Raw genomic sequence first — 5,549 nt, forward strand, 5'->3', positions numbered from 1 at the left:
CGGATTTTCCGGCCTTTCGAGGGTGTGCGCCCGGCTGGTTGCCGGGCGCTGTGAGCGGATCAATCGCGAGCGTCCCACTCGATGATCGCCTGCAGGGAGGCGTCGTCCTGGCCCGGGAACCGGCCGAGATTGGCATTGTAGCGGAGCTTGCGGATCGAAAGGGTGTAGTAGGGCTTGCCCTCCTGGTTGTCTTTCTTCCAGATGCCGCCGACCTCGATGTCGTGGCCGCGCGGTGATTTGGCGTAGACGCGATGCGTCGGGGCCTTTTCATTGTCCGAGTCGAACGGAACGACCTTGATGTCCATGTCCCGATCGATGGTGGAGATGAGGCCGCTGCCCTTTGCGGTTGCGAGGTCGTCGCCTTCGAACTGGATGAAGTTGGTGATGTTCATGTCTTTCACTCCTCTTTTGCGGTTGCGATGATCGTTCAGACGGCACGGCGGTTAGCGATGGGCACCGCTGGCCGGAGCGGAGCGGAGGAAGCTGGAGGACGCGAAAATTTGGCTCTCGCGAGGGAGCCGAAGGCGGGGAAATTTTTGTGACGTCCGGCTTTGCGCAAATTCGCGTCGACGTGCGAACGAGCGTCACAAGCAACCGCTTTGGAGGAGTGTGGCTTGAACCTCTCTGGCAACGCTTCCCCGTTTCTCCAGCGACATACAACCGCAAATTCTGCATCAATATTAATCATGATTGCGGCGATATCAACAGGTTTTCCAGCAATTCGACGGAAAGCGTGAAGCAATACGGCGCAGGAAGCCGATTCCGCCATTGCGCGATACTGGCTATTTCAGGGTCACGGCATCACGGTTGATTTGGAACGGCGGTAGACGTGCGGGCTTTCGATCTCAGCGGACCATATGCCCAAACCGTTGTCGCGGGCTCTGTTCTCGGCTTGGCCGTACTCGACCTCACTGATTGAGTGGGCCGCCGGCAAATACCGCAACATTGCCTCTGCCATTCCGGCTTTCACCATCGCAAGCCCGATATCGATGTCGCCGAGAAAGCACTGGCCGACCAGGCGCCGATACCGATCCTGGTCAATGATGTCACAGCGCACATGCTGTCCGTCGATCATTTTGCCGAGGTGGCTCCGGGCTGCGACGCCACAGCGCCATATCTTTCCGTCTTTCAATTCGGTCTGATCGCGTTCGCAGGCATCAATGGCCGCGATCCGGATGCGCTGGTTTCGAATATTGATGGTATCGCCATCAATGACTCGGGCTCGGCCCAAAAGGTCGGCCGCGTCGGCCGAACTACCAATGACAACGAGGATGGCGAAAAACGCCGGTAAAGCTTTGCGTCTCAATGTTTGATCTCCTTGGAGTTTCGGGCGGCGAGCCCGAAAACAGAGCGGGCTAGATGCAATTCGCCCGCGGCGGCGCGGTCCGTAAGGGCCCGCAAATAACCCCCCGGCGACTTAACGTCCTGCCGGTCGTATTTCTCTAGCGTAACGGCGACCGCAACGGCGGCTTGCTGCTCGCCCATCTGTTCGACGGCGCGGCGCCGGGCATCTTCGGAGATCCCGACAAATCGGCACATCAGCGGCGCGGCGCGCGCCAAGTCTCCCCAGTTGGCGGGCGTAAACCCGTAGGTCTTCAATGCGGGCAATGCTCTCACCACGTCTTGCAAGGCGACCTTTGCCTGCGGCAAGTGCTGTGGCCGGTTGATTTCGCTCCGGCGTCGCCTCAGGCTTTCCTCAAAAGCCCATTTGCTGGCGAAGCCAGCCTTAACGGAATTGCGTTGTTCGGCGTCAGCCGAACGCCGTTCATCGTTACTATCTGCAAGAGAATAGGGGGTTGTAGTCTGTTTGTGCATGTCGTTTTCGACATGCGGGCATGTCACATGCCGGCTCTCATGCCCTTCTGCTGATCGACGCGGAAGTCGCATCAAACGCTCGACGAACCACTCCAAAAGGGCTGTTGCCCGACGCAACACGCTGCTGGTGGCCTTTCCGGCGACCCCGACACGATCGCTGACGCGGTCGATGCGGCCTTCGATCAGTTTCACAACTCGCTCGGTCTGCTCGGTGGCGATCGCTAGGGCTTGGCGAGCGTTGCGGAGCGCCCCTCGGTAGCGCCGTGAAGCCGCATCTGCAGCCTTCTTCTCGGCGCGTGCCCGCCTGACCAACTCATCGAGTTCGGCAAACCGAACGATCAAAATGCGCAGGTCGATCCCGCATCCATCCGTTATCTCGCCTTCACTATTGCGTATGGGATAGCGCTTGTAGTTGCCGCTATCCTGCATGGTGATCAGGCCGGCGTCGAACAGCCGCGACAACATACGGCTGACGCGACCGACCGATCGGCCGATTTCGAACGCCAGTTGCCGGTTGGACTTAAATATGATCGGACGACCCGATTTGTCGAATGTGTCGCCCTGGGCCGTGTTGATCAGAGCTAACAGCAGATGGCTTTCCGTTCCGTTGATCAAGCCCACGCATGGAAGGCTTTGAACAAGTATCGTCAACTGGGCGCGTGTAACTGCGCCCATTTCCGCCGACTCTGCCAGTCGACGGAAATGGGCACGCTGCGGGGTTATCCGGCGACCGGTGGGCCGCAGGTTCATTTGGGTTTCCCCCATTCCTCGTCTCCATTTTGAGACCAGGCAAAGCTTCGCCGTTCACCGAATAGGTGCATTCATCGTTGACAGGGAAGGGAGGGTCTGCGAGAAAGCATTTGGCTAAATTATCGACTCGCAGACCGCTTCCGGAATTTTTCGGGAGCGGTTTTTCTTTTCTGGTCGGGTGTCTCTCCGCAAAATGATGGTCAGATTGGCAGCCGGAATTTGAACCGATTCCGCTGCTTCGGGAACATAGCGATAGAAAGCATATTGGCGCAACAACGTGCGCCATCAGATGGCCCCCAAGGCGACTAAAGCCTCTTACAATTGACTGGTTTTTCGGTAATTTTCTCCCATTTTCGCAAACGATGCCTCCATGCGCAACCGCCTATAGTCGAAGCAAATTGATGCGTATTCAGTGTCCGGATCGGACAATCCATGGGCGGGAAGGGGTGTTCGAGGGGAGGGGGAATGGGCCTCCTCTCGACGTGATTAGAGCCAGGTCGACCCTGGCTCCTGATCATCGGGTTCGGAAGCGGGAGGGCCGATCACGGGGAGAAGAACGTGACCGGCCCGCGACTGAGCTTACTCAGCCGCTTCGGGGAACTCATTGTCGTCAGGGTTGCGCCCGGCTTCAATTTCAGCGTCCACCTCGGGCAATGTTAAGCGAACAGGGGACGGTAGCCAGCCGCTTCCGGCAACAACACGATCTGCGATCGTCACTGCTTCGGATTTCTTGGCGGCAGCGCGAACCGACAGTTCCGCTTCACTGCCTTTTGCCTCGGCGACAGCCAGCTCGATGGTCGTCCGGTTGACGTGCCTGAAATAGCTGTCGCCCGTTGTTTCAAACCAGTCCTGCATGTACACCTTGAGCGCGTGGCCAAGCTGGTTTGCCTGCTCGATGCCCTTCTTCCGATCCGTGAACTTCTTCTCCACCGCATTGACAGAGTGCGCCGCCCCAAAGGCCAGCAACGAAAGCACGGTGTCTTGTGGTTGCTCCATCAGCCAGTCAAACAGATCGGCGGGATTGCCCGGGAGGTGATGACCATAGTTGTCCGCAAGGTCGTTAAATGCGGTAAGTCCCTTGCAACTTTCGGCGTCCTTCATCGAAGGCTCTAATCGCTCATGGGTGAGCGACAATTGAAGCGCGCTCTGCTCCGAGTGATACGGGTAGGCCACGCGCAACAGCATGGCGTGAACCACGGCGACAAGCGCCACCTCCGGGTTGTTGGCCAGTTCGATGCGCAGCGCGGCGGTCTTGTGAGCCGTCAGGTCCTCGATCAGCGCAGCCGAGTGGCTGATGGCAGGTACCTTGGGCTCTCCCTTGCCCTTGCCGTCCTGCAGGCTCTCGCCCTCGTCGTCCCTATCCTCCGTTTCCGCGTTCTCGTCTGTCTTTACGAAACCGCGCTCGCAGGCGAGGCGACCGTAGTAGTCGAGGAAAACGAAGGCTCCCGCCTGTTCCAGCGCCTCAGGGCTGTAGGCCTCCGCGCGGGCATTGAGCGCGTCGATACGTCTTTCGACTTCCTTGAGCTTTGTCTCTGCTTCGTCGTCGGCCACGCCGTTTTCGAATGATTGAGCAAGATCGTCATACTCCGTCTGTGCTGAATCAAGCGCGGCTTGATCTTCCTCGGAAAGAGCGATGCCTTCCGGGTAATGTCGTTTCATCGTGTGATAGCCGACGGGCGCGGTCGCGGAGCACTCAATCCATTTCCAGCCTTCGGCGCGAACAGTGGCGGCGGCCGCCTCGAGCTTTTCGGCGACCAGCTTCTCAACCAAAGCCGCATCCAAGGCGTAACCGGCGTTGCGGTCATCAAACAGGTCGCGTTTTACCGGTCCACCGGCTTCCTCGTAAGCCGCCAGTCCCCCTATGAACTGAATGCGTTTGTCCGTCGCTGGTATCATTTCCTCCGTGAGGGCTCGCCGAATCGAGTGGGGCTCGCGGTTCCAAGACGAAAGCGAGTTCCAAACTGTCACCTGCCTTTGGTGGTCATCGCTGACGGTGAAGGCCGATAGCTGCGCAAAGCTCATGTCCTCGTCACGGTATAGCTTCAACAGCACCGGCGACACGCGGGCGAGCGCCAGCCGCCTGCGAACGACGATTTCGGTCGTGCCGAATCGAGCCGCAATGTCGGCCACGTCTTTGCCTTGCTTGGCAAGCGCGTCGAATGCCTCGTACTGATCGAGCGGGTGCATGTCCTCGCGCATGATGTTCTCGGCAAGGCTGATTTCCGTAGCGATTTCTCCTTCGCGCTCCTTGCACTCGACAGGGAAGTCCTTGGCGATCTCCCCAGCCTCGGCCAGCAGATTGAGCGCGGCAAGGCGTCGGCCTCCCGCCATTACGAAGTAGCGCCCCTTCTTGCAGCCCTTGCGAACAACGAGGTTCTGCAAAAGGCGATAGCCGTCTTCTCGGATGTTCGAAGCCAGCGCCTCGACGCCCTCAGCGCCGTAGATCTTGCGGACATTCTTTGGGTCGGCGTCCAGCTTGTTCAATGCAATGCTAATGATCTCGGTCATGATTTTTCCCTTTTCCTTTTCCCGCGAAGCGACCCTCGTGCCCGAAGGGGCAGGAGCCCGCTCCTGCTCTCGAGCTCGTGCGGAACAGCGGGGGAGAGGGGGCAAGGGGACAAATCGGAGGGGGATCACCCGCCCGGAGGGGCGCGCGCGATCCGCGGAGCGGATCCGGGCCGATCCTGCACGCAGCGAGCCACCGCGAGCGAAGGAAGGACGGGGAGACCGATTTTCCCCTTGCGGGGGAGAGGGGGCAGGGCCATCCTTTCCCTGCCGAAGCAACAATGAGCGTACCAGGCGCAGGTTTAGCGCAGCGGCCGAAGCCCGTTCGCGCACCGCTTGACCGGTTAAAAGGCCCGCCGCAGGAGGTTCAGCATTAGCGCCGGCGATCAGCCGGGAACCGGGATCGACTGGCCCCGGCAAGCGGTTCTATCAGTCTGTGAACAACGACGAGAGACGCCTATTCCTCGATCCGATAGACT

The 5,549-nt window shown here is 59.4% G+C and carries 4 protein-coding genes; all 4 read right to left on the reverse strand.

Going from position 1 to position 5,549, the window contains the following annotated elements:
- Positions 1–59: 59 nt before the first annotated feature.
- Positions 60–392, reverse strand: a complete 333-nt coding sequence (locus tag I8N66_RS35760) for a DUF736 family protein (RefSeq protein WP_192358188.1) — start codon at positions 390–392, stop codon at positions 60–62.
- A 401-nt stretch (positions 393–793) separates the two neighbouring features.
- Positions 794–1,306: a thermonuclease family protein gene (locus I8N66_RS35765; protein ID WP_291164810.1), complete on the reverse strand. Its 513-nt coding sequence runs from the start codon at positions 1,304–1,306 to the stop codon at positions 794–796.
- Entirely contained in the window at positions 1,303–2,580 is a 1,278-nt protein-coding gene (gene repC, locus I8N66_RS35770; RefSeq protein ID WP_291164813.1) for a plasmid replication protein RepC, read from the reverse strand. The genes I8N66_RS35765 and repC overlap by 4 nt, the downstream gene beginning before the upstream one ends.
- A 564-nt stretch (positions 2,581–3,144) precedes the next feature.
- Positions 3,145–5,073, reverse strand: coding sequence for a ParB/RepB/Spo0J family partition protein (locus I8N66_RS35775; protein ID WP_291164816.1), 1,929 nt, complete (start codon positions 5,071–5,073; stop codon positions 3,145–3,147).
- Positions 5,074–5,549 lie beyond the last annotated feature (476 nt).

Source organism: Ensifer sp. SSB1, from assembly GCF_016652895.1.
Lineage (GTDB): Bacteria > Pseudomonadota > Alphaproteobacteria > Rhizobiales > Rhizobiaceae > Ensifer.

Coding starts and splice junctions, on each gene's coding strand:
- I8N66_RS35760 (WP_192358188.1), bottom strand. CDS start 392: ATGAACATCACCAACTTCATCCAGTTCGAAGGCGACGACCTCGCAACC.
- repC (WP_291164813.1), bottom strand. CDS start 2,580: ATGGGGGAAACCCAAATGAACCTGCGGCCCACCGGTCGCCGGATAACC.
- I8N66_RS35775 (WP_291164816.1), bottom strand. CDS start 5,073: ATGACCGAGATCATTAGCATTGCATTGAACAAGCTGGACGCCGACCCA.